Here is a 25,058-nt window from a genome sequence, read left to right on the forward strand (position 1 = left end):
CTTTTCTATAAAGATTCCGCCCGGCTCAGCAGGTCTGAGATTTTGTAATTAACACTGGTAACCCCCCAGTCCAGATCCATGGAAAAGGGCGAGTAGACATAATGCGGGCCGACCCAGGTATTATCCTCGTTGACTAAGACAATAGCTAGCACGAACTTTTCCGCTTGGTTCATGGCATACAAGATTTCATTGCGTGTCACTGTAATGGTATCCGCACCCTGGATGCGGCCCTTAACCTCGATATGGCGGTCCGGGTGGCCGGGTTTATACGCGGAAATATCCCAGCCGCAGTTTTCCGCGGAAACGTCTTTGGTGACATATCCGTTTTGCTGTTCATGCACAATAACCGCCTGCATGGCTATCTGCTCAATCTCGGCCCGGCGCTGCGCATCTGTAGAAAAAGTATCTGGAACGGTTTGTTCCCCCCGTCGCTGATCCAACAGTCCCTGGGGTATGACCAGGGCTGCCCCCACCACTACTGGCGGGCTGGGAATTAGGTCCCTCCGGGTGTTTAATTCCTGGGTACGGATTTCAAGCCGATCCCGCAAATCCTCGGCTCTTCTTCGGGCATTTTCCGGCTGTATCTGGGGTTGTTTGCCTTCTGCTACGGCATCCCTTAATTGCAGATACCGGTCCTGCCAATAGTCGATTTCCTTTGCCAGCCGGTCGTGGACAGCGTTCTGGATTTTTTCAACCTCTGCTTCCCGGCGCGTCTTTACCTCCTCAAAATGTTTGGGCACGATCTTCTCATTGGCAAAGTCCAGGGCTTTTTTCTCAACATTGTCAGCAATCCAGTCGCCCTGCAAAATATCGTTTACAAGGGACAAATCATCATCAGTGAGTGGCTCCAGGTCCAAATGCGGCGCCCAGCCGGCGTTGGACACGGAGCCGTCCGGGTTGAAGGATACAAATTGCAGCCGGCGGGAGGCAATGCGCCGGTCTTCCCGGCCATAGACCGCTTCCCGCACGGAATGATCCAGCAGAACCAGCAGTCGGGGCTCCAAGCCGGGATCAGCTGGATCGCACAGGACCGTCCCCTGCTTTAATTGTTTGCCGTACATTTCCCGCATGATATCCGTAACCGCCGACATTAAAGGATGGCCCGGATGGATGAGGCTGGCCATGGGTTTACCGTAGACGCGAATCTTTTCCCGCTCAAAACAGACCCGTTCATAGCGATCCACCACCGGATTCCGGGTAATATTGATCAGCCGGTCGCGCTCCCGGATTTTCCCTGGCACATGGGTAATTTCATAGCGGCCCTGTTCCCTCTCCCGGAGGATGCCGTGCAGGTTTTTAAAGGCTTCCATAAAAAAAGCCCGAATGAAAAGGGGTTGCAGCCTTCGGGCCTCGGCTTTTTCCATATCTTCTTTAACGGCAAATAGGCGCTCCGGCGTCATGACTTCCTGGGACAGGGCATTGCGGTCAAGAATGGACTTTAAGCGCTCGCTGTCCAGGGCGCCCTCCACTTGCTTTTCCAGGCGGGCACGGATTTCAGGATCATCACCGTAGCGTATGGCTTCGATCAGCAGTTCTTTTAAGGATTTGTTTTCAAAAGCCTCGCCCAGAATGTCAAATACCCGGCCACCCAAGGCATTGCGTTCGACCTCCAGCTTCTCAAAAAGGCGTTCAAATACCTGGCCTTCCCGGGTGTCGGTGGCAACCATATTCCATAGGTGACAGACTTCAGTTTGGCCGATGCGGTGGATGCGGCCAAAGCGCTGCTCAATGCGGTTGGGATTCCAGGGCAGGTCATAGTTGACCATGAGATTGGCTTTTTGCAGGTTAACGCCCTCGCCGGCAGCATCCGTGGCGACCAGCACCAGCGCCTGGGGGTCATTTAAAAAGACTTCCTGAATTTCGCGGCGCTTATCCCGATGGACACCCCCATGGATTGTCACGACAGCGTTTTGGTCCCCCAGTACACCGCCCACCCGCTGACAAAGATAATTAAGGGTGTCTTTATGTTCCGTGAAAATGATCAGCTTGCGCCGGGCGCCATTAACATCCCGCATCAAGGGGTTGTCCTGTAAAATGGCGGAGAGCTCTTCCCATTTTCGGTCCTGCCCGGAGTGGACAACCTGCATGGCCTGGTGTTCCAGCGCTTCTAAACTTTCAATTTCCGCCTGCATTTCCGCAATGGTTTGAGATGCGGTAGCTTCGTCAACCAGTTCTTCGGCCATATTTTCATATTCGGTGCCGGTGAGTTCATCCTCGTCAAAATCATCAAAAGGGGCACTTCCAAACCCGGTCAGGGTTTCAGCAATGCTGTTACTCACATTCTGCTGTTTTTGTTCCTCGACGCGCTTCTCAAGTCGCTGGCGCCGACGTTTTAATGACTGATAAATGGCTTCCGGAGAGGAGGCCAGCCGGCGCTGAAGGATGGTTAAGGCAAAGCCGACCCGGTTTTTCCGGGAGCCGTCCATGTTCTCGGCCTTGTTCATTTCGTTTTTGACATATTCCGTGACCGCCTCATACAGCGTATATTCCTGTTCCGACAACTCATATTGCGCCGTGTATGCGCAGCGTTCCGGAAATAGAGGACAACCGTCGAACTTGACCAAGTCTTCCTTGATCATTCGGCGCATTACGTCCGTGGTGTCTACCTGATGCACACCGTCCCGGAATTTGCCCAAAAATCGATCATTATCTAAAAGCGATAAAAACAGCTGAAAGTCGGTTTCTTTGCCGTTATGCGGCGTAGCCGTCATCATCAAAAAGTGGCGGGCTTTTGAGGACAGGAGCTGGCCAAGTTGGTGTCTTTTGGTATATTTAACCTTATTGCCGAAATAACTGGCAGACATTTTATGGGCTTCATCCACAACCACCAAATCCCATTCCACCAGGCTCAGCTTTTCCTGGATGTCTTCGGCACGGCTCAATTGATCCATGCGGGCAATCAAAAGGTTGCTGTCCATGAAAGGATTGCCGCTGTGGGAGGTTTCCATTTTTCCCCGGGTAAAAAGTTCAAACACTAAACCAAACTTTTCAAACAGTTCATCCTGCCACTGCTCCACCAGGCCGCCCGGCGCAGCAATCAGTATGCGCTGGGCATCACTTCGCATCATTAATTCCCGGATGTAGAGGCCAGCCATCACCGTTTTACCGGCGCCTGGATCATCGGCCAGGACAAACCGCAGAGGATGGCGGGGCAGCATGGATTCATAGACGGCAGTGATTTGATGCGGCAAAGGAATGACATTGGATGTGTGAATTGCCATCATGGGATCAAACAAGTGGGCCAGATGGATGCGCAGCGCTTCTACGCCCAGCTTAAAAGCGCCGCCAGGGGCATCAAACTGCCAGGGGCGGCTGTCCTCGGCCGGGGTCAAAAGATCTTCATCGTTGCGGAAGAGCATTCGTTCGCCCAGGGTGCCGTTCTGATTTTTATACACAACACTGACGGCATTCTCGCCGGCGCTATCCACAGCAACAATCCGTACTGGTCCGGACTGCTCGATCCCGCTGATCAGGCTGTCTTTCTGTATATCTTCTATCTTCATTACTGTTTCCCTGCAAACGCCTCAATTAAGGTGAAAAAGGATTGTTATACCTAAATGCGCGGGTTGTTTCCGAGGCCGATTTTGAAGAGTCATAAGGCGTCCAATGGATTCGGAGTAAATGCCCGAATTCATTGCTACCTGATTTGCTGAGAGAAGTCAAGGAGAGGGCAGTAAAAATCGCGGTGCCGTTAAGCGTATGTGAGTATCGTGAGTCGGATTTAACCCTTGCTCGAAAAATGTCATGATGACAAAATTGGAAAAAGGGTGGTGGGCGACTCACGTGACTCACAGGGGGAGAGAGACCGGGCTCAAATTGTTGCTCAGCACCTACGCTGAGAAGGGAGCTTTGCTTCTAATTTGGACGATCCCGGGGAGGGGCAGTTGGGGTCGGGTGTTAAAAAAAGCGGGGCATTGAAAAATAAAAAGCCATTTTTTAACCTCGGCGTGATTGTGTCGGCGGGTTTGTGCTGATATGAATACATAGCATAAGCAAAAAACAGGAGAACAGGGCGATGAGGGGATGGACAGAAGACGAGATCAAAAACAAGGAACTGATGGCTCCATGCGGCTTGTATTGCGGTACTTGCGCCGTTTATATCGCCACGCGGGATAATAATGAAAAGTTCAAGGCGGTTATGGGCAATCTTTATGGCTCAAAGCCTGAGGAAACCGAATGCCTGGGCTGCATGCAGTCCAAAAAGCTTTATGCCATCTGCCAGTTGTGTGAAATCAGGAATTGCGTCAATGCCAAGGGCTATTACTCCTGCCACCAATGTGATGAATGGCCCTGCAAACTTATAGAGAACTTTCCGATATCCACAGGCCGCCGGGTCATGAAGCGGACAATTCCCATATGGCGGGAGAAAGTCGCGGAATATGGGGATGAAAAGGGCAGTGAAGAATGGGCGCGCCATGAGTGTGAAAGATATCATTGCCCGGAATGCGGCTACCCGCTGTTCAGAGGCGCTCAGCGCTGCCGTAGCTGCAAGGTTGAGGTTGCCGATGTTTTGGATGGGACGTTTGAACTAAAGACGCCGGAATCAGATAAATAAGCCCGGCCATTGGGCGCAGGTTTAAAGATCAGGCTTCAAGCAATATCCACAATCTTCTGAACCACCCCAGCATAAATCATGATCCGGTAATACCAGAAATAACAAATAATTATGAATACTTAAAAAAGCGCCGAATTCTGCCTTTTGTCATTATAAATCATCAAAAATCATTATGAATCACTGTAAAGATCCACAAAAACATCCACACAGGGGGCGAGTTGTTAAAATTTATCCAGCAAATCGTTGATCCTCGATTTATGCTCAAAGACAACAGTTTTTATTGAGGGTGTCCGAATTAGCTCTTCAATAAGAGCTCGACTGCTGGCTTTATATTCGGACATTATCCAGATAAACTCGACAGTATAGTCAGGCATCATTTTTAAAAGCGGTTGCCTGGCATCTTTTATTGTGGTTTTTTCATCAGGAATCCATTTGGCCCCATGCTTGGCTAATAAATGAATCATCTTCATTTTTTCCCGCGCCTTATCCGTATCGAGATTCCTAAGAGGTCCAAGACCATAAGGGTGGCGATCCCAAAGATCGGTCATTGTTCTTAAGCATCTTTGAATTAATAAGGTTCCCCCATCCTCACGGGCACTTGGGTCAAAACCATTTTCGAGTAACATTTTCAGCAGATTTGCATTTTTAGAATAACATGCATATTCCAGGAGTTCTGAAGCCTTGGGGTGCTCAGGGTTTAATTTGATTTGCTTGAGTTTGAAAATTTCATAATGATCATATAATGCTGCATATTCTAAAGCACAAAGCATTTCATCTTCTGGATCAATTTCAACTTCATCAAGTTCCGGACCCGCTGCATAGGGATCAGCCCCTGCCCATAGCATTAGCGATACCCATTTCAAATTGCCTTCTTTAGAATGATGACGGAGGGCAATATTGGCTTGTTCTTGAAATGTTGGGAACCGTTGCTTGTGGCGCTTTAAAACTCCAAGTGCAGTCCGAATTCTATAGCATAATGCGACGGCCAAGGGATAATCTGTTTCCACATCAGCGCCGTGTTCGATGAAATACTCCATAATTTTTGGATCCCAGGTATCGAACACTAAAACCATATCAATTGAATGGACATCAGCCCCGTGCTCCACGAGCAGCTTTATGATATCTAATCGTCTTTCAGAAATGGCCTGGTCAAGAGCGTTGTAACGGTCATCCGAGATCACTGCCCCGGCTTCAAGCAGAATTTGAACTAGACTATGGGAGCCCTTATCAATGGCTACCTCTAAAGGTGTCTTTCTTCTGTTGCCTTTTTCCGGTTGCTTTGGGTTTATGGGTTTTCCAGCTTTAATCCAATCCTGAACATCAAAAAGCTTGCCGGTTTTGCATAATTCATTTAGCTCTTTGATTACCTCATATGATTCAGTTGGTTTCATAAATGCTCCAATTATCCAAGAAAAGAAAATGGATCGCGCTCATATTCAGTCTCAGACTGCAAGCTTTCAATATCTTCGTCAATAATAGAAGGTGGGCTTGGAGTTAAAGGATCAAGACGATCCGCTTGATCCTGTGCCCATTTAAACCATTCTTCCCAATCACAATCTGGGGTATAATGGCATTCCCCCCTGGATAAACTCTTTTCAACAGCGGCGATAAATTCATGCAAAAGTTTACTTTTTCGCCAGTTCTCAGCACTACCAACAAGGGCATCGATCCGGTTCTGTTCCTCGTTAATTTTGCGCTGGAGTTCCTCTCTCCTGCGTTTTTCTTCTTCACGCCGTTTAATCATTTCCTGACGTTGGCGTTCGCGTTCTTCTCTCTGGCGAGCTTTTTCTTTTTCACTAACTGCAATTTTTATGAGGCCCTTAATGAATTTTTCAAGTTCATCCTCAAGTTGTTTTCTCTTGGTATCCCGCCAATTTTTTTGCAGATTATCACCGGTATAAAAATCGAGTACGGAAAGACAAAGATTGCCGGAGGAGACTTTTACTTGATGGTATCGACTGTGGTTGAAGCGATAATAACCATCTAACGTAGGATCGGATCGCTTTTGTTCTGTTTTAAGTTCCTCCCGTATCCCGAATTCCAATTCAATGTCATCAATATTCACAACTGTATTGCCTTTGGTAATGTATACGTCGAATTGTAAGTCATTTAAGTTTTTTATCAATGAATCCATAATCCGTAAGGCTCTTGGCAAAACTTTACTGGAAACCTTGATATTTAGACAATTATTCGATTTTGCTTCAAGCAAGCCGTTTTCATTGGGTTCTGACTGGTTAAGCACTGCTGCTGCTTGTTCAACTAGTGGATGCGGGGAAGCGAGCCTTTTTGCAACGAGGACCGGACCTATATCGTTTTCCGGAAGATATTGTTGTATCGAATGATTTTCTTCAAATCGTTTATTATCATATAGGTTGGGGTGTATTGTGATTTCTTCATTGCGGCTTTTATTCGGCAAAGGAATTTTTTCAACCTCAATCCCTGCTGCTTTTTTAGCCCAATATCCTCGGGGCGGTCTTGGGATGTCATATTTTTTGCATATTTTAGCAAGCCCCACATCCGATAAAGAGTATTCTTTTGCCAGCTGTACAATGGGGGTTTGCCACACCTTTTTGTATAATTGATGCCGAGTGATCGTTATCGTTTTTTCCTCCATAGCAGACCTCCCAGATAAATAAAATTCAACATAATAGGTTTGAGCTAATTCTATATACCGATTTAATTTCCAACTTGCGGGCGTTTCATAAATTCAGCTAAAGCGGATGGGCGAATATGAATAATATAAAGCTCTGTCCAGCTTTCAAGTTGGATGGCCAGCCAATCCGCTTTTTCCTTCCCTGATGTGCGCATACCTTTCCACCAAAGAGCCGGCTGCCGCATAAACCGCCTCGTGAAGGCCTTTGGCAATGGACAGATGGGCGCCAAGGGGCAGGTTCCCGGGAGGCCATGGGTCAGCTCGCGGTTTTATCCGGATAGAAGCAGAGGTGATTTACGGGACAGTGCGGGCAGTCGGGCTTTCGGGCCATGCAGATTTCACGGCCGAAGTAGATCAGCCGCAGCGAAAAATCATTCCACTCAGGCTTGGGAATCGCCTTCATGAGGTCGTATTCAATCTTTGTGGCATCCGTGTTTTCAGTCAACCCAAGTCTTTGCGAAATCCTTGACACATGGGTGTCCACCACAATGCCCGGGATGCCGAAGGCCGCACCCAAAACCACGTTCGCGGTTTTGCGGCCCACGCCGGGGAGTTTGACCAAATCTTCCAAATTTTCTGGCACAATACCGTTATATTGGTCTATCAGGGCTTGGGCGCAGTTTTTCAGGTTTTTGGCCTTGTTGTGGTAGAATCCGGTGGAGCGGATATAGCTTTCGATGGTTTCGATCGGTGCATCGGCAAAATCCTTGGGGGTCTTTAAAGCCTGAAAAAGTTTTCCGGTTACCTGGTTGACCTGCCGATCCGTGCACTGGGCGGAAAGAATCGTTGCCATCAGCAGCTGAAATGCATTTTCATGCATGAGCTGTGTCTTGACATCCGGGTATCGGGTATTTAATATCTGTCGAATTTTTTGGATGCGTTGATTGGTTTTGGGCATAAGCTTTGTCCATACTTCTGTAAAATTGATTTTGGCTGACACACTCAGGAAGCCTGAAGGCTTCCTCTACATAGCGTATGTCATTCGCGTGAATACTTATTATGCGGGCGATAATGGCGCACCCGATGTAGATACTATGAAAGCGACCTTTAGGTCGCCGTTGCAAAGATTGCAAGAATTTAAAATGAATTTCAATAAGAAGAAAGTAAAAGCCCTGGGCCTTTGTTCCGGCGGATTGGACAGCATCCTGGCCGCTTTGGTGCTGCGGGATCAGGATATTGAGGTGCAATGGGTCACATTTGAGACGCCGTTTTTTACCGCGGAAAAAGCCCGGAGAACCGCCAGTAAAAATAAAATCCCCCTGATTGTCAAGGATATTACGGATCGCTATGTCCCGATGCTTAAAAACCCGCGCTGCGGCTACGGCCAGGGCATGAATCCCTGTCTGGATTGCCACGCGCTTATGTTTCGGATCGCCGGCGAAATGATGCCGGAAACCGAAAGCGATTTTCTTTTCTCAGGCGAGGTTCTGGGGCAGCGGCCCATGTCCCAGACCAAGCCCAGCATGCGGTATGTGGAAAAGCATTCCGGGTATGACGGCTATATTCTAAGGCCCTTGAGCGCTAAGCGTCTGCCCGAAACCCGGATGGAAAAATCGGGGCTTGTAAATAGGGAGCTTTTATGCGCGATTACCGGCCGCTCCAGAAAACCCCAGATTGCCCTTGCCGAATCATTCGGGGTGACGGATTATCCGGCGCCGGCTGGCGGCTGCCTGCTGACGGATAAAGGATACGCCCGCCGGCTGCAGGATCTATTTGACCATCAGGCGGACTTCACGCGCGAGGACCTTGAGCTCTTAAAATACGGCCGCCACCTGCGCGCCAACGAGGCTGTTAAGCTCGTGGTGGGGCGTGATAAATCGGATAATAAAAATATGGTGTCATGCTATCGGCCGGAAAGCGATGTGCTGATTCAAATGGCCGTTCATCCCGGGCCGGTGGGCCTGCTCCCGCACGGGGCGCCGGAAGAGATAGTGCATTGGGCGGCATCGGTGTGTGCGGGCTACAGCAAGGCGCCGGCCGGCGAACAAACAGCGGTGAAGATCCACATGCCGGACGGCACAAAGACGATTGCGGTGCCCCCGATCCCGAATGAGCAGGTACAGTCTTTGATGATTCCGTAAATAAATGGGTATTGGGTATTGGGTATTGGGTATTAGGTGTTAACCTAAACCTAAAACCCGATAAGTTACTTAGAAGTATGCCCCCCGGGCCGTGCGCCCGGGACCGAGCCTAAAAATAACTTAATGATATAAATTTGTTAAAAATTCAATCTCTGCTGATTCGTACTCGTACTCGTACTCGTACTCGTGCTCGTAATCGGCTTTTGATTTTTTCGAGTACGATTACGAGTACGAGAACCGTCCCGCTCGCGCGGGACTGAGTACGATTAAGTTACTCAGAAGCTGTTGGGTGGATTTTGAGATAGCGGAATTGACAACCGGTTAAGGTGTTGTTATAATCTCCAACATGAAAGCCCTTGAACTCGTTAACACGCGCATTATTTATTCTGAATCGGCATTTGCGGAGTTGGTTTTGTGGCGTCTTCCAAAGCCGCTGGGTGGGTGTTTGCATGAGTTCAAATACAGACTGGCCTATGTTGTGGGTGGCCAATGTGTTTTGCGCTACGACAACGAGGCTGGCAAAGGTGACCACCGGCATTTCAATGGAAAAGAAAGTGCCTACAGGTTTACGACACCGGATCAATTGGTCGCTGATTTCCAAAGTGACATAAAGAGGTGGAACAATGAAAACCTTAACCCTTGATGTAAGAGCGCCTGCCAATTCAATGGCAGATTTTACACAGGCATGGAAGACGGGCCACCCCCAGGAATCCGCGCGTATAAGTTTTTCGTCCCCGGAATTGATTTGGCGTGTGCTAACAGCAAACCGCTGGAAACTTCTCAAGGTGCTTTGCGGGGCAGGCCCCGTATCAATCCGTGAAGCTGCACGTCTTGCCGGTCGGGATGTTAAGGCCGTTCATGGGGATGTCACCGCACTGCTAAACGCCGGGATTCTTGATCGCACTGATACCGGGCGCATCTTTTTTCCATACGAAACTGTGAAAGTCGAATTCGCGTTACATGCAGCCTGATAATCCGTCGGCCTGGCGGATCACCTCCCGGTGTCCGCGAAGGACTCGCCGGGCCAGCTTAATTATTCCCAATTTTCCGGTCATAGAGTGTGTCTTGCCGAAGCATGATTCTCGCCAGCCGCCTTTCCCCTCAGCTGGCCGCAGGCCGCGGATATGTCCGCCCCCTTGCTCCAGCGGATGATGGCCGTGTAGTGCTGCTTAAGGAGTTCTGACTGAAAGGCCTCGATCACGGATTGATCGGGCCGTTTGAACTCGCTTTCCGGATACTCGTTAAACGGGATCAGGTTGATTTTGGCTTTGACCGGCCGCAGGAGTTTGGCCAGGCGCCGGGCATCCTCTATCCGGTCGTTGATATCTTTGATAAGAATGTATTCAAAGGTGATCTTGTCCCGCGGTGCCAGGGAATACTCGATACATGCACCAATCAGATCCTCCAGCGGATATTTCCGGTTAATCGGCATCAGCATGTTGCGGGTCTCATTGTCGCTGGCATTTAACGAGACCGCCAGCCGGATTTTGCTATCCCGGGCCAGATCCTTTAACCGGGGGACAATGCCCGCGGTGGAGAGGGTGACGCGGCGGTGCGAAAGCTGCAGGCCGATCCGGTTGTCAGTCATAATGTCAATGGCCTGCCGGACATTTTCATAATTGGCCAGCGGCTCGCCCATGCCCATCAGTACGATATTGGTCAGCCGGGGGCCGTCCGGGGGGAGTTCATCCAGCACGCCCAGGACCTGATCCAGTATCTCCGCTTTGGTTAAATTGCGGGTCAGCCCGCTTTTGCCGGTCATGCAGAAACGGCAGCCCATGGCGCAGCCGACCTGGGTTGAGATGCATAGGGTGTAATGCTCGCGCTCCGGGATCAGGACGCTTTCAATGGTGTTTCCGTCTTTTAAGACGAACAGGTATTTTTGTGAGCCGTCAACAGAGGTCTCAACCCGGCTGATCATGGGCGGGATGATTGAAAAATGGGCGTCGAGCAGCTCCCGGGTGGGTTTCGAGATGTCTGTCATTTCGTCAAATGACCGGGCCCGGCGCGCATAGAGCCAGCGCCGGATCTGTTCGTTTCGGAATTTGGGAAGCCCCTGGGCCGCAATCCAGTCGGCCAGCCGGGCTTGATCCAGATCTTTTATGTTTTGAGTCGTGTCCGCTGCCATTTAATTTAACGTCTTAATCTTACTCTTGCTCTAATAAAATTGATTACAAATACCTTAAAAATGCCCTTTATTCTTTTGTAATAAGGATTATAATTATATTAAGTTAACGGACAATTAGTCGGCACGGTGGCCGACTCTACGATGCATGTGGCCGTAGGGCAGGCCACCGTGCCTGCCTAAGAAAAGACAGAACAAATTTGTCCTGGCAGAAAATATAATCTTCTTGACATAGCATCGAAATAATTTTAGAATCAAGAGTTTAGTTAAAATTCCGGGAAGAGTTATGTTTGATAATCTAAGCGAGCGGCTGAATTCGGTTTTTAAAAAGCTAAAGGGCGAGGGCAAGCTTTCCGAGAAAAATATCGAGGACGGCCTGCGTGAAGTCCGGATGGCGCTTCTTGAGGCGGATGCCCACTACAAGGTGGTCAAAAAGCTGATCGCGGAAATCAAGGAGCGGGCCATCGGCCAGGAAGTGCTCTCCAGCCTGACCCCGGGCCAGCAGGTAATCAAGATCGTCAATGACGAGCTGACCGCTTTAATGGGCAGCCAGCACGAGGATTTAAACCTCTCCGGCCCGTCACCGGCAACCGTGATGCTGGTGGGGTTGCAGGGTTCGGGTAAGACGACATCCGCCGGAAAGCTGGCCGTACATCTGCGAAAAACCGGCAAAAAGCCTTATATGGTGCCGGTGGATGTTTACCGGCCGGCAGCTATCGATCAGCTGACAAAGCTTGCCGGTGAGTTGTCCGTACCGGTCTATCCGTCAACCACGGATATGGATCCGGTGGAAATCGCCCGCAAGGCCCGGGAAGCGGCCCGGCAGGAAGACTGCGATGTGATGATCCTGGATACCGCGGGCCGGCTTCATATTGATGAGACGCTGATGGCCGAGCTGGCTAATATCAAAAAGACGCTTGAGCCTTCGGATATTATGCTGGTAGCTGATGCCATGACCGGCCAGGACGCGGTCAACATCGCCCAGTCCTTTAACGAGGAACTGGATATCGACGGGGTGGTCCTCTCCAAAATGGACGGGGATGCCCGCGGCGGTGCGGCATTGTCCATCAAGGCGATTACCGGCAAACCGATCAAGTTCATCGGTGTCGGGGAAAAATCAAACGCCCTGGAGCCGTTTCATCCGGATCGGATGGCTTCCCGGATCCTGGGCATGGGGGACATGCTTTCCTTTATTGAAAAAGCCCAGAGTGCCGTTGATGAACAAAAAGCGGCGGATCTGGAGAAAAAACTCCGCAAAAGCGAATTCACGCTGGAGGATTTCCGGGATCAGATGGCCCAGGTTCGGAAAATGGGCTCATTAACCGACCTGATCAAGATGATACCGGGCGCGGGAAAAAGCAAGCAGCTTAAAAATATGGATGTTGATGATGGGGAACTGGTTAAGATTGAAGCCATCATCAACTCCATGACCAGGCAAGAGCGCCGGCAGCATAACATTATCAACGGCAGCCGGCGAAAAAGGATTGCAAATGGCAGCGGGACCAGTGTACAAGATGTTAATAAGCTGCTTAAGAATTATTCTCAGGTACTTAAGATGCTCAAGAAAATGAACAAAGGCGGTATGATGAAAGGACTCGGCCGCGGGATGATGCCTTTTTAAAGGAGTGATAAGCGATTATGGCAGTGAAAATCAGATTGGCTAGATTTGGCGCAAAAAAACGCCCGTTTTACCGGATTGTGGTTGCTGATGAGCGGTATCCGCGCGACGGCAGGTTTCTGGAAACCGTGGGGACCTACAATCCGATGGTGGAACCCTCTGAAGTCTCAATGAAGCAGGATCGGGTGCAGTACTGGCTCGGCCGGGGGGCGGTTCCTACCAGCACGGTTAACAGCCTGATCAAAAAACAAGGAGCTTCCTAAGCCTTGCTTTATTAGAGTTGTACCTGGAACGTCCTCAATTCCCAGAATCGATTAAAGGAGTCGGACCATGACCATGAAAGATCTGATCACGAACATTGCAAAGGCACTGGTGGACAATCCGGATGAGGTGGTGGTGACCGAAGTTGAAGGGGACCAGACCTCGGTTTTGGAGCTGAAAGTGGCAAAGGAGGATCTGGGAAAGGTAATCGGAAAGCAGGGAAGAACCGCACGCGCCATGCGGACCTTGTTGAGCGCCGCGTCAGCAAAGAACCGAAAGCGGACCGTCCTGGAAATCGTCGAAGACTGAAGGGATGGAAAAGGGCGGTGACCTCCACATCGGCACAGTGGTGGGGGTTCACGGGATAAACGGGTATGTGAAGATCGTATCCTTTGCGGAAAATTCAGAGCCGTTTACCCGTGGCGGACAGGTTTACGTTGAAACAGGTAAGGGCAGACAGGAAGCTTATATCGTCCGGGATTGCCGGCCGCATAAGAATCTTCTGCGCGTGGCATTTGAGGCGATTGAGACGCGGGAGGCCGCGCAAGATCTGATGGGCGCGGAGCTTTTTATCAATCGCTCGGAACTTCCCGAACTTGAGGACGACACATGGTACTGGCACGATTTGATCGGTCTCGCGGTATATGAGAATGATACCTATATCGGGCAAGTCGATCATGTTTTTGCCACCGGCGCCAACGATGTACTGGTCGTCAAGAATGAAGACGAAGCCGAACGGCTGGTACCGGTGATTGAATCCATTGTCCGGCAAATTGATCTTGAGAAAAAGACCATACAGGTGGATCTGCCGGAAGGTCTTTAGGCAGGGTCGGACAGATGGATTATCAGGTATTGACAATTTTTCCCGAGATTTTTGATTCGTTTCTGGCCCATGGCATTATCCGGCGGGCCATGGCCGATGAGATTATTACGGTCGCGGTCACAAATATCCGGGATTTTGCCAAAGGCCGGCACCGGGAAACCGATGACAGGCCTTACGGCGGCGGGGCCGGCATGGTGATGAAGCCCGAGCCGCTGGCCGCTGCCATTGAAGCGGCAAAAAGCCGTCAGCCCACGGCGAAAACGATTTTGCTCTCCCCGCAGGGAAGGCCGTTTCAGCAGCAGATAGCCGGGGATCTGGCGCTGCACGACGGTCTGATTTTTATTTGCGGCCGCTACGAAGGCATTGACGAGCGGGTCTGCGAGGCATATGTCGACGATGAAATCTCCATCGGCGATTATGTCTTAACCGGGGGGGAGCCCGCGGCCATGGTGGTCATTGATGCGGTCACGCGGCTGCTGCCGGGGGCTTTGGGATGCGAGGATTCGGCGGAAAGGGACTCATTTTCGGAGAGCCTGCTGGAGCATGCCCATTACACAAGGCCGCCGGTATTTAACGGGGAGCCGGTGCCGGAAATTCTTTTGTCCGGCAATCATGCGGCCATTGAAAAGTGGCGGTTTGAGGACGCGCTTCTGCGGACTTTGATCAAACGCCCGGATCTTTTGGAAAACCGGGCGCTCTCAGAAGCGGAAAAAGAAATTTTAAAAAGGTGGTGCCGCCGTATTGAACAATTTGTTGCCGAGTAGCGTATATCTGGCATTGCTGCACCATCCGGTCAAAAACAAGAACGGGGAAACCATCGCATCGGCGGTCACCAACCTGGATTTGCATGATCTGTCCCGGCTGGCAAAAACTTATGGCGTCACCGCCGTTTATGTGATAACCCCCCTTAGGGATCAACAGGCGCTGGTTCGAAAAATTATATCCCACTGGCAGGATGGCTGGGGGGCCTCATATAATCCCAAGCGACGGGAAGCGCTGAATCTGGTCCGGGTTGCGGACAGCCTTGAATCAGTGATCGATGAAATTACAGCGATAGAGCCTTTGCAGCCGGTTCGGACCATCGCAACGGGGGCTGCCGCAAATAAGGAAGGATTGCCGTTTCACCTGCTGCGGCAGAAACTGTCATCCGAGGCCGCGGCATATATTCTGATGCTTGGCACGGCCTGGGGCTTGACAGATGATGTAATTGCCTCAGCCGATTTCGTGCTGGCGCCTATTCGGGGCAATACCGGTTATAATCATCTGCCTGTGCGGGCGGCTGCCGCCATTATTCTGGACCGGGTGTTGGGAAGGCAATATTAACCAGGAATACCGATCAGACGTTTGGGTCTGATTGAATAATTAACAGGGGTTTTTGTCATGGAAAAAATCAAACAGCTTGAAAAAGAACAGCTTCGGCTCGATTATCCGGAATTTTTTCCCGGAGATACCGTCCGCGTGCATGTGCGTATTCGTGAAGGGGAAAAAGAGCGGGTGCAGGTGTTTAAGGGCGTGGTGATCAGCAAGCGAAAAGGCACCACCAATGCCACATTTACCGTGCGTAAGGTCTCCTATGGGGTGGGGGTGGAACGGGTATTCCCCTTGAATTCACCGAGCATTGACAAAATCGAAGTCGTGGCCCACGGGCGGGTGCGGCGCTCCAAGATTTACTATTTGAGAAATCTCAAGGGCAAGGCCGCCCGGATCAAAGAGCTCAGGCGATAACGACGGCCTTTTACGAAGCCGTCATTTTTGAACCCGGCAGACAAGTGGACAAATCCAAATGGCGCCGGATCAATGGATGCATGAATATCAGGCCCGGCAGCGCGGTTACAATCGCATCGCCGGAATTGATGAAGTGGGCCGCGGGCCGCTGGCGGGTCCGGTGGTGGCGGCGGCTGTCATCCTGCCGGAAGCGCTGCCGGATTTGGGCATTACGGATTCCAAGCGGCTTTCCGCCAAAAAGCGGGAGGCCGTTTATGAGGCGGTTTATCAGCAAGCCAGCGCAATCGGCGTGGGGCTTGTGGATGCGGTTGAAATTGACCGGATCAATATCCTGCAGGCCGCTTTTACCGCCATGGCCATGGCGCTTTACAATCTCTCGCCGAAACCGGACTTCATTCTTGTCGACGGCAATCAGGCATTGCCGGTGGATGTGCCGCAGGAAACCATTATCAAGGGCGACCAGTTAAGCATCTCCATCGCGGCCGCCTCCATTGTCGCCAAAGTCACCCGTGACCGGATGATGGATGTCTATGACATGGATTATCCGGAGTATGATTTTGCCGCAAACAAGGGCTATCCCACCCAGGCCCATAAATCCGCCATCGAGGCATACGGGGCGTCGCCCATCCATCGCATGAGTTTTAAAGGGGTGGCCGCTTTCTCTTCTCAATAGCTACGGGTATCCCCATCAGATGTTAAACCGCAGACAAAAACTGGGCCAAACCGGGGAAGCGATGGCCGAGCGGCATCTCAGGAAAAACGGATATCAGATCCTTGAGCGCAATTACCGGAACAAGCTGGGCGAAATCGATTTAATCGCAAAGGATGACGGCACCCTGGTTTTTGTCGAAGTAAAGACAAGGCGTTCGGATACCTACGGCAGCCCGCGGCTGGCCATAACGCCCCAAAAACAGAAAAAACTCTCCATCACCGCGCTCGCCTATCTTAAACAGACCCGGCAGCTCAACTCTAAGGCCCGGTTTGATGTGGTTTTGATCAATACCGCCGTCAATCCGCCGGAAATCGAAACCATTCAGAACGCCTTCTGGCTCTGTTATGACTGAGCACCCCACAGGTACCGCCCCGGGCATTATCTATATCGTGGCCACCCCCATCGGCAATCTGTCAGATATTACCCTGCGGGCACTGGACGTGCTAAAGACAGTGGATCTGATCGCCGCGGAGGATACCCGCCATACCCGGAAATTGCTGTCGCATTACGGAATCTCCGCAAAGCTCATCTCCTGCAATGAGCATAATGAGCGCAAACGGGCCGAGGAGCTTGTTCAAAGATTGACTGCCGGGGCCTCAGTGGCGCTTCTGTCTGATGCCGGCACACCGGCCGTATCCGACCCGGGCTATCGGGTGCTTACGGCCGCTATCGCGGCAAATATCCGGATTGTTCCCATCCCGGGCCCTTCGGCGGCTGTGGCCGCATTGAGCGCCTCAGGTCTTGCCTCTGACACCTTTCTGTTTGTGGGGTTTCTGCCGCACAAATCCGCGAAACGGCTTGCCCGGCTAAAACAGCTTGCGAATGTACATGCCACCGTTATATTCTATGAGTCCCCCAATCGGATTATTGGACTTTTGCAGGAGGTTGCGGCGGTTTGGGGCAATCGGCCGGTGGTTTTGGCCCGCGAGATGACCAAGCGTTATGAGGAGTTTATCCGGGGCCGGGTTGAGGATGTCAAGATCGATCTGGAGAGCCGCTCAGATATCAAGGGTGAAATTACTCTCCTGGTCTCCGGTCAGGAATCAGCGGCGGAAGATTTTACGGAGGCGGTCAAAGAGGAGATCGGTGCGGCCTTAAGAGACGGTGCCACGGGCACCGCCCGTCTTTCCCGGGACCTGGCCGGCCGTTACGGCATGCCCAAAAATCAGGTTTATGAAATGATCCTTCAAATGAAATCGGAAATGAACGAAGAAAGTGGCGAGAAAGGAGATGGAGCCAATGGATAAGCTGGATGCCATATTTTCACCCGAATCGGTCGCCGTGGTGGGCGCCTCGTCAACCCCCGGCAAAGTGGGGCATGACATTTTTGCCAATGTGCTGCGCGGCGAGTATAAAGGAACCCTGTATCCGGTCAACCCCAAGGCGCGCTCCATTTTAAGCGTTCGCTGCTATCCCACGGTCAAGGATATTCCGGACCCCATTGATCTGGCCATGCTTATTCTACCCCCGAAAGTTGCGCTTCAGGCGGTGGATGACTGTATTGATAAGGGGGTTCGCGGGATTGTAATCGTCTCCGCCGGCTTCAAGGAAGTCGGCGGTGAAGGCGCTCAGATTGAGGAGCAAATTGCAGCCAAATGCCAGGCCGCCGGGGTGCCCCTCATCGGCCCCAACTGCCTGGGTGTTATCAATCCCAGCCTGGATGTCCGTTTGAATGCCAGCTTCTCCACCCGGATTCCGCATAAGGGCAATATTTCTTTTATCTCCCAGAGCGGCGCGCTTTGCACCGCGGTGCTTGATTTTGCCGCGGACCGGGGCTTCGGGTTTTCAAAGTTTGTCTCCATCGGAAACAAGGCGGATGTGGAGGAACTCGACCTCTTGAAATACTATCACAAGGATCCTGAGACCCATGTGATCATGGTCTATATGGAAGAGCTCCGCATGCGGGAGAATTTCATCGAAGAGGTAAAGGAAATTACCTCCGGCGACCGGCCCACGCCCATTCTGGTGATCAAATCCGGCAAGACCGCGGCCGGCGCCAAGGCGGCGGCATCGCACACCGGGTCCTTAGCCGGCACAGAGGCCGTATATAATGCCATTTTTAATCAGGCAGGGATCATCCGGGTAGACACTGTGGATGATCTGTTCGATTATGCCGAGGCTTTTTCCGCCCGGCGGATGCCCACCGGCAATCGGGTGGCCATTATCACCAATGCAGGCGGTCCGGGAATCATTGCAACGGATATGACCGAGGTGTCCGGACTCAGCCTGGCAAAGTTTTCCCAAAAAACCGATGAGGCCCTGCGCCAGCATCTGCCGCCCACGGCCAATTTCAATAACCCGGTGGATGTGATTGGGGATGCCTCCAAAGACCGGTACGAGCATGCCCTGGAGGCGGTGATTAAAGACAATGGGGTGGACGGGGTGCTCATGATTTTAACGCCCCAGTCCATGACCGATGCCATCGGCACCGCAGAAGCCATCGTGAATGCCTATCAGAAGACTAAGAAGCCGATTGTCTGCAGTTTCATGGGCGTCGTGGACGTATCGGCCGGCGTCAAGCATTTGCAGGAGCACCATGTGCCCGTCTACCGCTTTCCGGAAAATGCGGCCCGGGCCATGGGAAAACTCTATGAGGCCACGCGCTGGCTGAAGCGCCGGATTCTGCCGCCCTATGATATCGACTTTGATTCGAAAAAGGCGCGCGAGATTGTGGATGATTGCCTGACATCCGGCAAAGCCATACTCGGCGAATATGACGGTGCCCCGCTTTTGGAATGCTATGGTTTTAAGACATGTTCCATGAAGCTTGCCCAGACGGCCAGGGAGGCCGGCCAGGTTGCGGATGACATGGGATATCCGGTGGTGCTCAAGGTGTTTTCCCAGCAGATTCTCCATAAATCCGATGCCGGCGGGGTCAAGGTGAATCTTAAAACAAAGGAAGCGGTGCAGAACGGGTTTACCGAAATTCTTGAAAACGCCATGACCTATGCCCCGGATGCGGAAATTGACGGGGTGCTGGTTCAGAAAATGGCGCCTCCCGGCGAGGAGGTGATCCTTGGCGTGAACCGGTATCCGGGCTTCGGTCATCTTATCATGTTCGGCTTCGGCGGGATTTATGTTGAGCTTTTCAAAAACGTGGTCTTTCGGCTGGCGCCCATCGGCCGGAACAATGCCCGCCGTATGATCCGCAGCATCAAGGGCTATGAGTTGCTGACCGGCTTTCGCGGAAAACCCCAGGCGGATATCGAGGAGATCGAACGGCTGCTGGTGGGATTGTCCCAGCTCGTGACCGATAACCCCGAGATCAAGGAGCTCGATATCAACCCGCTGTTTGTCCATGAAGAGGGGGCCGGCGCCACCGTGGCAGACATTATCATTACCCTGGAGCCCGATGAGTCATAGGGCGCCCGCGCGGGATAGAAGCTAAAAGAAACTTAATGATATAAATTTGCTAAATATTCAATCTCTGCTGATTCGTACTCGTGCTCGTACTCGTAATCGGCTTTTAATTTTTTCTATCTATTTTTCAGGCGGGCACGGTGGCCCGCCCTACGAATGGGGAAAAACCCGATTCATCGTAGGGTCGGCCACCGTGCCGACCATAAATTCTTGATTTCATTAACCTTACACCTTAAACCCTATACCTTAAACCGTGAAGTTACTTAGAAGAAGATGAAGAAGTGAAAACCCCCCGGCTTTATCCAGTGATCCGTCCGGTCCCCACCGCCGGCCGAAATCTTTCCGGAAAAGCACAGGTGGACTTTTTAAGAGGATATGCCCGGCAGGCGGTGGCCCATTCAGCCAAATTGCACGGCTTATCCATTCGATCATTTGACACAGACCCAAGCGGTGCTCCGATACCTGTTGACGGTATCTACTGGTCGCTCAGCCATAAACCCGACTATGTCGCCGGTGTTGCCGCCAAACACCCCACAGGAATTGATGTTGAGAAAATCCGGCCGGTTGAAAACAGGCTGTTTGATCGGGTGATCAATGCATCCGAGCGAAAATTACTGGATGCGGACCCAAACTTCCTATTTTTCCGCTTCTGGACCGCCAAAGAGGTTGTTTTAAAACGGATGGGCGTGGGTCTTGCCGGTCTTTCCAAATGCCGGGTACGGCGGATCATCGATGACTCTCAGCTAGTTGTCGATTATCAGGCAGACAGTTTTACAGTGACCCAGACCTTTTTCGATAACCATATCGCCGCTGTTTTAAAGACGGCTCAGGATACCATCGAATGGCACCTAAATTGATTATCGAATGGCACCTAAATCGGGTTAAACCTAACCTGAATGGGTTGCGCAGGATCGTGCGTGATAAAAGAGGTAATGTATGAAAAAAGCCATAAGCGCTGCATTGACCGCCGTGTTCCTTTTTTTCGGATGCTCGGCATTTAGTCCGGGCGTAAACAGCGGGGACGGCAATAGGGTTTTGTTCGGAAATATTTACGGCACCGTTACAGACGGCCAAACCGGCAACCCTGTGCCCGATGCGCTGATTTATGTGACGGATCAGCCAGTGCGCTTTGTATCGGAAAAAACAGATGGCGCGGTGTTATCCGATCAGGGCTGGATTCGCGTGCCGCCGCCTGAACCCGCGATCCGCCGTGCCACCAGTCAGCCGGATGGCTCCTATATGGTCAACCGGATTCCGTTAAATGAAAAATATGGGCTGTATACGTTGGTGATAAAGGCAGAAGGCTTTGATAATACCGTCATTGATCAGGCGCCGGTGCTGCCCGGGGCCTCAATGGCCTTAAATATCAACTGCCGGCTGACGCGAACCGGTAGGGCCCATTTAATCCGGGTATTCAAGGGGCATGAAAATGTGGATATCAACTACAGCGATGAATTAAAACAGCCGCCGCAATAAAGCCGCATTTGAGTTGTCATGGACGGCACCAGTCAATAAAAAATTGCCTTATCCGGGGAAGATCGTATTAACCTAAATGGGGGCTGAATGAACCGCTTTTTATTACTTGCTGTTATCCCAGGCATCTTTTGCCTTTTATTGGCTGCTGCATCACCAGCATGGTCGGAAAACGATGATGGCCGGGTTTTTTATGGTAATGTTTACGGGACCATCCAATCGGCTGCATCAGATACCCCGATATCCGGGGTCGGGGTGTATATCTGCGACGTGCCCCTCACCAAAGCTGCCGAATATCATCAGGATGCGGTGCAATCAAACATCGGTCGGGTGATTCTGCCGGATTCAGCCGCGGCTGTTCGAAGCGGCCGGAGCGCATCCGACGGCACCTATCTGGTAAATAACATTCCGGTAAACGGCAATGCCCAAACCTATACCGTGCTCATTTGCCCGGAGAATGCGGCGACGGTGGCTGTGGATCGGGTACGGATCCTGCCCGGCGCCGCAATGGCTCTCCAGGTTGATGTTAAGATAGCCGGGGGCGAAACCGCCCATGTCGTATCCGGCCTTGAAACCTCAGAATGGATAACCACCAACAATTACCGCCATCGATTAAGGGAGATCCCGCCGCCGCCTCCCATGCCGCCCGCTGCTGATCGAGTGACCGGCGTTTACCCGGAAGCCGCTTATAGCCTGACCATTTACGCCACCCGTGAAGGGCTGGTGGGCGGCACCACGGCCAACGGCCACGTGATCGAAGAGCGGGATCATTTTGTGGCGCTTCCGTCAACCCGGGTGCTTTGTTCAAAAGGCGGGTATGAGTATCAGGTCAAGCTCGAACATAACGGGTATACGGAAACCGTCCCGGTTTGGGACATCGGCCCCTGGAATATCCATGACAACTACTGGGATGCAGAAAGCGAGCGGCGGATTTATCAATACTTAAGCCACGGGGGTGAGGCCGGCGGCCTGGGCCGCGGCCTGCCGGAGGCCCAGGCCGCCTATCAGAATGATTTTAATAACGGCTATGATGAATACGGACGCAAAGTCGTCAACCCGGCCGGCATTGATCTGGCTGACGGTACTTTTTGGGATGCCCTGCGGATGCGCGATAATGCCTGGATTACAGTCACCTATCTTTGGACCGACGATGACGATACCGCTTGGATTGCCTGTTTTATCGAGGCGTTGATGGAATAGGGGGGGGTGAAATTGGATTTTTTACGAAGCCGTCATCTTTAATGCCTATATCCGGATTCAACCCGGGGTTTGACCCAGGCTTCATTGAACCAGAGCGAGAGAAAAATAATCCCTCCGCCGATAAGCAGGCGAAAGATGTCGATGTCCCGGTTCCAGATGACCAGATTCACCAAAAGCCCCGCCGGCACCAAGGCATTGTTCATAATGGCAAGCGCGCCGGGATCGACCCGGGTAGCGCCTTTGTTCCATAAAAAATAGCCGAGCCCGGAGGCCGCAATGCCCAGCCAAAGTAAAACCCCCCATTGCCCGGGAGTCTGGGGGAGTTTATCCAGATCGCCCCATATGAGCAGGCCGATCGCGGAGACAATCAGCGCCCCTATATAGAAAAATCCGAAAACCGAGTGCTGCGGCAGGTTTTTATGCCCGGCTGCCGGCCGTTTTTCCATCAGGTATTTATAGCTCACCTGGCCCGTGGCAAAGCAGAAATTGGCCCCCTGAACCAGCAGAAAACCCGCCAGAAAATCCGGGCTCAGCTGGTTGTAGCGGAGTATGGCCGCGCCCAGGACCGCCAAAAGCGCTGTGGCCAGGTACCATAGGGTAAACCGCCGCTTGAGCATATCATAGAGCAGGGTGACATATACCGGCGTAAAGACCGTAAAGAGCACGACCTCAGGTACTGTTAAAAAACCAAAGGCGTTATAGAAGAACAGATACATGGCGCCCAATTGAATGCCCCCGATCAGCATCAATTGGACGGCCAGAAATAACGGGGTCTGCCGCCATTTAATGACCGGCAGAAAAAACAGGCTGGCCAGAAAAATGCGGGAGAAAACCGCAAAATAATTGTCCACCTGGCCGGCCAGGTAAACGCCGATCAGGCTGAATGAAAACGCCCACAGAATTGTAACGAGCCAGAGGTATGCCACTTGTGTCTATCCTTTGGGAAATTCTGCTTGATATTATGGGATATTCAACAGCTTACCTGTACCGATGGCCATGACAGAAAAGCTAAAATTTGGCAATATGCATTTGGGCCGCGGTCAGGGTAAATTTGTTCTATCTATTTTTCAGGCGGGCACGGTGGCCCGCCCTACGCGGCAATGCCGACATTTTGTAGGGTCGGCCACCGTGCCGACCTTACATGCGAACAACCCCATGGTTGTGGGGTTGTTCGCCAGAACAAATTCACCGTGGGGCTGCGGTTTGGGCGGCTGGCGGGAAGCCGGTTATATCCGGGTCAAGATTGTCATGGCTGGCTTGTCATCCAATGTCTGAGCCTTTGATAGACTGCCGGATGGCTGAGCAGATCCATGTGGTTCATATTCCGGCCGATCCATTGGCGGGATTCCGGAATGGACAGATTGAGGGCGGGGTTTTTATGGACTCCGAGCGCGCTGTTTAGTGTCACCAGGCCATCGCCGACAATTCCATCCCCCCATTTGCTTGGGGCTTTGCCGGTAGTTGCAGCAACGGCATAACAGGCTGCGCCGTCCGGCAGGGCAACGGGCATGCGCTGATCCCCTGAACAATCGAATCTGTCGCGGTGCATCCAGTCTTGATCGGTTATGTTTCCATACCGCATGTCCGTGACGCCGGCGCTCCGGATTTTGCCCAGGCGGGCAAAAGGGGCGCTGTATGGGCTTGTGTCCATGAGTATAGTGATCCAGTTTCCGCCTTTTTCAAGCACTGCCCCGTGATGGGGCGTGCCCAGAAATATTAGTTTGCGGAGCCGGTGCAGCCAAGTATGGCCGGTTTGGTGGGCATAATGGCAGGCGCTGCGGGAGACAAGCCCGCCCATGCTGTGCGTGATGATAAAGAGTTCCAGCGTCCGGGGAGATAATTGGATAAGGCTTTCCAGTAGATCGGAAAAATTCCGGCCGTTTTCAGAAATATGAAGCCCGGTATTATAATAAAGATATATGGGCGTCACGCCGAGGTCCCGCGCCAGCATGGCGCCATGGTCATGGCCGTCTCGCTGCCACTGCCGGTCATTCATGCAGGATCCGTGGACCATGATGGCCAGTTTTCCGTTGGATTGTTCAATCGTATCCAAAAGCGCCTGCCTGTCCAACGGGTTGCCGTCGATGCGAAACTGCATGGGGATGGCCAGCGGATTGTCGCGGGCAGCCAGATGATCGCCCAAAACCCCGTTTAATGCGGCAACAGCCGCTTCCCTCCCGTGCGACGGGGGCGTCTCTCCGATCCGGACGCTCAGCCGGTCAAGCAGGATATCCATGCCACCGCCCACCCATTCGGTCACCGTGTGGATGTTTCGGTAAACCATGCCGGGGATGCCCCTTGTCCGCTCTCGATTGCCAGAGGATAACACGCCGCCGAAGCTTAAGATGGTCTGGTGCAGGGATTCCACGATATCCGTGACGCCCAAGATGGCATCTATGGTCAGGTCTCCGATGCCGCGAAGTTCGGTGGTGATATTGCCGGGCGATTTTTTCATCAATCCAGGAGGCTTTC

Annotated in this window: 26 protein-coding genes; 18 read left to right on the forward strand and 8 right to left on the reverse strand. The window is 52.0% G+C overall.

Translation table 11 applies throughout. The annotated features are described in order from the left end of the window. Positions 1-5: 5 nt before the first annotated feature. The gene (locus U5L07_10160; protein MDZ7832102.1) at positions 6-3,503 is read right to left on the reverse strand and encodes a helicase-related protein; all 3,498 of its coding nucleotides are present in this window, start codon (positions 3,501-3,503) and stop codon (positions 6-8) included. Positions 3,504-4,015: 512 nt separating this feature from the next. Between U5L07_10160 and U5L07_10165 the strand changes: the two genes are divergently transcribed. Further along, positions 4,016-4,555: a DUF3795 domain-containing protein gene (locus U5L07_10165; GenBank protein ID MDZ7832103.1), complete on the forward strand. Its 540-nt coding sequence runs from the start codon at positions 4,016-4,018 to the stop codon at positions 4,553-4,555. A 221-nt stretch (positions 4,556-4,776) separates the two neighbouring features. Here the strand turns inward: U5L07_10165 and U5L07_10170 are convergent, their stop codons facing one another. The 4 genes from U5L07_10170 to nth form a co-directional block, all read right to left on the reverse strand. Next, positions 4,777-5,946 carry an ankyrin repeat domain-containing protein gene (locus U5L07_10170; GenBank protein MDZ7832104.1) on the reverse strand — a complete coding sequence of 390 codons (1,170 nt, stop codon included), beginning with the start codon at positions 5,944-5,946 and terminating at the stop codon, positions 4,777-4,779. 11 nt (positions 5,947-5,957) lie between these two features. After that, a complete protein-coding gene (locus U5L07_10175) occupies positions 5,958-7,169 on the reverse strand; it encodes a hypothetical protein (protein MDZ7832105.1) in 1,212 nt (403 codons plus the stop codon). A gap of 62 nt (positions 7,170-7,231) precedes the next feature. Then, positions 7,232-7,393, reverse strand: coding sequence for a hypothetical protein (locus tag U5L07_10180; protein MDZ7832106.1), 162 nt, complete (start codon positions 7,391-7,393; stop codon positions 7,232-7,234). 71 nt (positions 7,394-7,464) lie between these two features. Continuing rightward, the gene (gene nth, locus U5L07_10185; GenBank protein MDZ7832107.1) at positions 7,465-8,106 is read right to left on the reverse strand and encodes an endonuclease III; all 642 of its coding nucleotides are present in this window, start codon (positions 8,104-8,106) and stop codon (positions 7,465-7,467) included. Between the two features lie 184 nt (positions 8,107-8,290). On the opposite strand from nth, the gene U5L07_10190 reads away from it, so the two are divergent. The 3 genes from U5L07_10190 to U5L07_10200 all read left to right on the forward strand — a co-directional run bounded on the left by U5L07_10190 (position 8,291) and on the right by U5L07_10200 (position 10,260). Next, positions 8,291-9,289 carry a tRNA 4-thiouridine(8) synthase ThiI gene (locus U5L07_10190; protein MDZ7832108.1) on the forward strand — a complete coding sequence of 333 codons (999 nt, stop codon included), beginning with the start codon at positions 8,291-8,293 and terminating at the stop codon, positions 9,287-9,289. Between the two features lie 346 nt (positions 9,290-9,635). Then, positions 9,636-9,932, forward strand: coding sequence for a DUF6516 family protein (locus U5L07_10195; protein ID MDZ7832109.1), 297 nt, complete (start codon positions 9,636-9,638; stop codon positions 9,930-9,932). Next, a complete protein-coding gene (locus tag U5L07_10200) occupies positions 9,913-10,260 on the forward strand; it encodes a DNA-binding protein (protein ID MDZ7832110.1) in 348 nt (115 codons plus the stop codon). The genes U5L07_10195 and U5L07_10200 overlap by 20 nt, the downstream gene beginning before the upstream one ends. Before the next feature lie 80 nt (positions 10,261-10,340). Here U5L07_10200 and rlmN read toward each other — a convergent pair whose 3' ends face one another. Then, positions 10,341-11,417 carry a 23S rRNA (adenine(2503)-C(2))-methyltransferase RlmN gene (rlmN, locus tag U5L07_10205; GenBank protein ID MDZ7832111.1) on the reverse strand — a complete coding sequence of 359 codons (1,077 nt, stop codon included), beginning with the start codon at positions 11,415-11,417 and terminating at the stop codon, positions 10,341-10,343. Between the two features lie 283 nt (positions 11,418-11,700). Between rlmN and ffh the strand changes: the two genes are divergently transcribed. From ffh to U5L07_10275, 14 genes are all read left to right on the forward strand, one after another. Continuing rightward, positions 11,701-13,035, forward strand: a complete 1,335-nt coding sequence (gene ffh, locus U5L07_10210; GenBank protein ID MDZ7832112.1) for a signal recognition particle protein — start codon at positions 11,701-11,703, stop codon at positions 13,033-13,035. A gap of 17 nt (positions 13,036-13,052) precedes the next feature. Beyond that, on the forward strand, positions 13,053-13,295 hold the full coding sequence (gene rpsP / locus U5L07_10215) for a 30S ribosomal protein S16 (GenBank protein MDZ7832113.1): 243 nt from the start codon (positions 13,053-13,055) through the stop codon (positions 13,293-13,295). Between the two features lie 73 nt (positions 13,296-13,368). Further along, positions 13,369-13,602 carry a KH domain-containing protein gene (locus U5L07_10220; protein MDZ7832114.1) on the forward strand — a complete coding sequence of 78 codons (234 nt, stop codon included), beginning with the start codon at positions 13,369-13,371 and terminating at the stop codon, positions 13,600-13,602. 4 nt (positions 13,603-13,606) lie between these two features. Next, positions 13,607-14,116, forward strand: a complete 510-nt coding sequence (gene rimM / locus U5L07_10225) for a ribosome maturation factor RimM (GenBank protein ID MDZ7832115.1) — start codon at positions 13,607-13,609, stop codon at positions 14,114-14,116. 14 nt (positions 14,117-14,130) lie between these two features. After that, complete coding sequence (gene trmD, locus U5L07_10230; GenBank protein MDZ7832116.1) at positions 14,131-14,880, forward strand: tRNA (guanosine(37)-N1)-methyltransferase TrmD; 750 nt, start codon at positions 14,131-14,133, stop codon at positions 14,878-14,880. Next, positions 14,870-15,439: an RNA methyltransferase gene (locus U5L07_10235; GenBank protein ID MDZ7832117.1), complete on the forward strand. Its 570-nt coding sequence runs from the start codon at positions 14,870-14,872 to the stop codon at positions 15,437-15,439. Before trmD ends, U5L07_10235 begins: the two co-directional genes overlap by 11 nt. 57 nt (positions 15,440-15,496) lie before the next feature. Next, complete coding sequence (gene rplS / locus U5L07_10240) at positions 15,497-15,841, forward strand: 50S ribosomal protein L19 (GenBank protein ID MDZ7832118.1); 345 nt, start codon at positions 15,497-15,499, stop codon at positions 15,839-15,841. A 58-nt stretch (positions 15,842-15,899) separates the two neighbouring features. Further along, positions 15,900-16,514 (forward strand): ribonuclease HII, encoded by a 615-nt coding sequence (locus U5L07_10245; protein MDZ7832119.1) that lies wholly within the window; start codon positions 15,900-15,902, stop codon positions 16,512-16,514. Between the two features lie 19 nt (positions 16,515-16,533). Next, positions 16,534-16,905, forward strand: a complete 372-nt coding sequence (locus tag U5L07_10250) for a YraN family protein (GenBank protein ID MDZ7832120.1) — start codon at positions 16,534-16,536, stop codon at positions 16,903-16,905. Next, on the forward strand, positions 16,898-17,800 hold the full coding sequence (gene rsmI, locus U5L07_10255; protein MDZ7832121.1) for a 16S rRNA (cytidine(1402)-2'-O)-methyltransferase: 903 nt from the start codon (positions 16,898-16,900) through the stop codon (positions 17,798-17,800). Before U5L07_10250 ends, rsmI begins: the two co-directional genes overlap by 8 nt. Beyond that, complete coding sequence (locus U5L07_10260; protein MDZ7832122.1) at positions 17,793-19,916, forward strand: acetate--CoA ligase family protein; 2,124 nt, start codon at positions 17,793-17,795, stop codon at positions 19,914-19,916. The genes rsmI and U5L07_10260 overlap by 8 nt, the downstream gene beginning before the upstream one ends. 278 nt (positions 19,917-20,194) lie before the next feature. Then, a complete protein-coding gene (locus U5L07_10265) occupies positions 20,195-20,770 on the forward strand; it encodes a 4'-phosphopantetheinyl transferase superfamily protein (protein MDZ7832123.1) in 576 nt (191 codons plus the stop codon). A 79-nt stretch (positions 20,771-20,849) separates the two neighbouring features. Then, positions 20,850-21,389 (forward strand): carboxypeptidase-like regulatory domain-containing protein, encoded by a 540-nt coding sequence (locus tag U5L07_10270; protein ID MDZ7832124.1) that lies wholly within the window; start codon positions 20,850-20,852, stop codon positions 21,387-21,389. A 138-nt stretch (positions 21,390-21,527) separates the two neighbouring features. Next, positions 21,528-22,586 carry a hypothetical protein gene (locus U5L07_10275; GenBank protein MDZ7832125.1) on the forward strand — a complete coding sequence of 353 codons (1,059 nt, stop codon included), beginning with the start codon at positions 21,528-21,530 and terminating at the stop codon, positions 22,584-22,586. Between the two features lie 38 nt (positions 22,587-22,624). On the opposite strand, the gene U5L07_10280 is transcribed toward U5L07_10275, so the two are convergent. Then, entirely contained in the window at positions 22,625-23,512 is an 888-nt protein-coding gene (locus tag U5L07_10280) for a carboxylate/amino acid/amine transporter (protein ID MDZ7832126.1), read from the reverse strand. Between the two features lie 320 nt (positions 23,513-23,832). Beyond that, on the reverse strand, positions 23,833-25,041 hold the full coding sequence (locus U5L07_10285; GenBank protein ID MDZ7832127.1) for a hypothetical protein: 1,209 nt from the start codon (positions 25,039-25,041) through the stop codon (positions 23,833-23,835). Between the last annotated feature and the right edge of the window lie 17 nt (positions 25,042-25,058).

The sequence above is a fragment of the Desulfobacterales bacterium genome (genome assembly GCA_034520365.1).
In the GTDB taxonomy this organism is placed as follows: domain Bacteria; phylum Desulfobacterota; class Desulfobacteria; order Desulfobacterales; family Desulfosalsimonadaceae; genus M55B175.

What these genes read in the sequence shown, in the direction of transcription:
- U5L07_10160 (MDZ7832102.1), bottom strand. Translation starts at nt 3,503, where the DNA reads ATGAAGATAGAAGATATACAGAAAGACAGCCTGATCAGCGGGATCGAG.
- U5L07_10165 (MDZ7832103.1), top strand. Translation starts at nt 4,016, where the DNA reads ATGAGGGGATGGACAGAAGACGAGATCAAAAACAAGGAACTGATGGCT.
- U5L07_10170 (MDZ7832104.1), bottom strand. Translation starts at nt 5,946, where the DNA reads ATGAAACCAACTGAATCATATGAGGTAATCAAAGAGCTAAATGAATTA.
- U5L07_10175 (MDZ7832105.1), bottom strand. Translation starts at nt 7,169, where the DNA reads ATGGAGGAAAAAACGATAACGATCACTCGGCATCAATTATACAAAAAG.
- U5L07_10180 (MDZ7832106.1), bottom strand. Translation starts at nt 7,393, where the DNA reads ATGCGGCAGCCGGCTCTTTGGTGGAAAGGTATGCGCACATCAGGGAAG.
- nth (MDZ7832107.1), bottom strand. Translation starts at nt 8,106, where the DNA reads ATGCCCAAAACCAATCAACGCATCCAAAAAATTCGACAGATATTAAAT.
- U5L07_10190 (MDZ7832108.1), top strand. Translation starts at nt 8,291, where the DNA reads ATGAATTTCAATAAGAAGAAAGTAAAAGCCCTGGGCCTTTGTTCCGGC.
- U5L07_10195 (MDZ7832109.1), top strand. Translation starts at nt 9,636, where the DNA reads ATGAAAGCCCTTGAACTCGTTAACACGCGCATTATTTATTCTGAATCG.
- U5L07_10200 (MDZ7832110.1), top strand. Translation starts at nt 9,913, where the DNA reads ATGAAAACCTTAACCCTTGATGTAAGAGCGCCTGCCAATTCAATGGCA.
- rlmN (MDZ7832111.1), bottom strand. Translation starts at nt 11,417, where the DNA reads ATGGCAGCGGACACGACTCAAAACATAAAAGATCTGGATCAAGCCCGG.
- ffh (MDZ7832112.1), top strand. Translation starts at nt 11,701, where the DNA reads ATGTTTGATAATCTAAGCGAGCGGCTGAATTCGGTTTTTAAAAAGCTA.
- rpsP (MDZ7832113.1), top strand. Translation starts at nt 13,053, where the DNA reads ATGGCAGTGAAAATCAGATTGGCTAGATTTGGCGCAAAAAAACGCCCG.
- U5L07_10220 (MDZ7832114.1), top strand. Translation starts at nt 13,369, where the DNA reads ATGAAAGATCTGATCACGAACATTGCAAAGGCACTGGTGGACAATCCG.
- rimM (MDZ7832115.1), top strand. Translation starts at nt 13,607, where the DNA reads ATGGAAAAGGGCGGTGACCTCCACATCGGCACAGTGGTGGGGGTTCAC.
- trmD (MDZ7832116.1), top strand. Translation starts at nt 14,131, where the DNA reads ATGGATTATCAGGTATTGACAATTTTTCCCGAGATTTTTGATTCGTTT.
- rplS (MDZ7832118.1), top strand. Translation starts at nt 15,497, where the DNA reads ATGGAAAAAATCAAACAGCTTGAAAAAGAACAGCTTCGGCTCGATTAT.
- U5L07_10245 (MDZ7832119.1), top strand. Translation starts at nt 15,900, where the DNA reads ATGGCGCCGGATCAATGGATGCATGAATATCAGGCCCGGCAGCGCGGT.
- U5L07_10250 (MDZ7832120.1), top strand. Translation starts at nt 16,534, where the DNA reads ATGTTAAACCGCAGACAAAAACTGGGCCAAACCGGGGAAGCGATGGCC.
- rsmI (MDZ7832121.1), top strand. Translation starts at nt 16,898, where the DNA reads ATGACTGAGCACCCCACAGGTACCGCCCCGGGCATTATCTATATCGTG.
- U5L07_10260 (MDZ7832122.1), top strand. Translation starts at nt 17,793, where the DNA reads ATGGATAAGCTGGATGCCATATTTTCACCCGAATCGGTCGCCGTGGTG.
- U5L07_10270 (MDZ7832124.1), top strand. Translation starts at nt 20,850, where the DNA reads ATGAAAAAAGCCATAAGCGCTGCATTGACCGCCGTGTTCCTTTTTTTC.
- U5L07_10285 (MDZ7832127.1), bottom strand. Translation starts at nt 25,041, where the DNA reads ATGAAAAAATCGCCCGGCAATATCACCACCGAACTTCGCGGCATCGGA.